This is a genomic window from Actinoplanes sp. NPDC051411 (assembly GCF_040682075.1).
In the GTDB taxonomy this organism is placed as follows: domain Bacteria; phylum Actinomycetota; class Actinomycetes; order Mycobacteriales; family Micromonosporaceae; genus Actinoplanes.
Genome location: NZ_JBFBAD010000290.1, coordinates 1 through 1,409 on the forward strand (window position 1 = coordinate 1; position 1,409 = coordinate 1,409).

1 protein-coding gene is annotated in these 1,409 nt (G+C 64.9%); it reads left to right on the forward strand.

Going from position 1 to position 1,409, the window contains the following annotated elements; all coding sequences use genetic code 11:
- Positions 1-106: 106 nt before the first annotated feature.
- Positions 107-1,351 carry an IS256 family transposase gene (locus AB0M88_RS53265; protein WP_364116336.1) on the forward strand — a complete coding sequence of 415 codons (1,245 nt, stop codon included), beginning with the start codon at positions 107-109 and terminating at the stop codon, positions 1,349-1,351.
- Positions 1,352-1,409 lie beyond the last annotated feature (58 nt).

Sequence of the window (1,409 nt, forward strand, 5' to 3'; positions counted from 1 at the left end):
GGTCACGTCCACCGAAGTGGTGTATGACCTGGTCTTTTAGGTCAACGAGAGGCGGCCATCGCAGATCCTTCGGATTGTCTGAAGATCACGAAGGAGAAAGCCTGCGATGGCCGTAGAACCGAGTCTGAACGTCGCGTCGGTGTTGCGCGAGCATCTTCAATCGGCGAGCCCTGATCTGCTGCGAGAGATGGTGAAGACCTTCGCTGACCTGCTGATGTCCGCCGAGGCCGACGCCTTGTGCGGTGCTGAGTACGGCGAACGCAGTCCCGAGCGCATGAACTCGCGTAACGGTTACCGGGCTCGGGAGTGGGACACCCGGGCCGGCACCGTTGAGCTGGCGATCCCGAAATTGCGGTCCGGCTCCTACTTCCCGGACTGGCTGCTGCAGCATCGCCGCCGAGCCGAACAAGCCCTCGTGTCGGTCGTGGCCACCTCGTATCTGCTCGGCGTCTCGACCCGGCGCGTCGAAAAGCTGGTCGAACAACTCGGCATCAAGCAGTTGTCCAAGAGTCAGGTCTCGGAGATGGCCCGCCATCTGGACGCCCAGGTCGAAGCGTTCCGTAACCGGCCGCTGGACGCCGGGCCCTACACGTTCGTCTGGGTCGACGCCCTGGTCATCAAGGTCCGCGAGGCTGGCCGCACGATCAACGTGCACGCCTTGGTCGCGGTCGGTGTCAACGCCGACGGCGGCCGCGAAGTTCTCGGCCTGGACATCAGTTCCGACGAGGACGGGGCAGGCTGGCTGGCCTTCCTCAGGTCCTTGACCGCCCGCGGCCTGTCCGGGGTCCGGTTGGTCATCTCCGACGCTCACCGCGGCCTGGTCTCCGCGATCGGGGCAGCGCTGCCCGGCGCCGGCTGGCAACGCTGCCGCACCCACTACCTGCGTAACCTGCTCGCCAAGGTCCCCAAGTCCGCGCAGCCGTGGGTGGCCACCCTGGTCCGCACCATCTTCGATCAGCCCGACACCGACGCCGTCGCGCAACAATTCACCCGCGTACTCGACATGATCGGCGAACGATTCCCTGACGCGGCCGAACACCTCGACGACGGCCGCGATGACCTTTTGGCGTTCACCGCGTTCCCTGTCGAGCTCTGGAAACAGATTCGCTCGAACAACCCGCAAGAACGGCTGAACAAAGAGATCCGCCGCCGCACCGACGTCGTCGGGATCTTCCCCAACCGGGCCGCGATCATCCGCCTCGTCGGCGCCGTGCTCGCCGAACAAACCGACGAATGGACCGAAGGACGCCGCTACATGGGCCTGGAAATTCTCCGCAAAGCCCGCCTCGCACCCATCACCACCAGCCAAGACACCGAATCCGCCACCCCATCGGCAGAGATCGCCGCCTAACATCAACACCAACGGATCAGCGCTGGCCGCCTCTTACACCACGCCAGTGGACGTGACC

Coding starts and splice junctions, on each gene's coding strand:
- AB0M88_RS53265 (WP_364116336.1), top strand. CDS start 107: ATGGCCGTAGAACCGAGTCTGAACGTCGCGTCGGTGTTGCGCGAGCAT.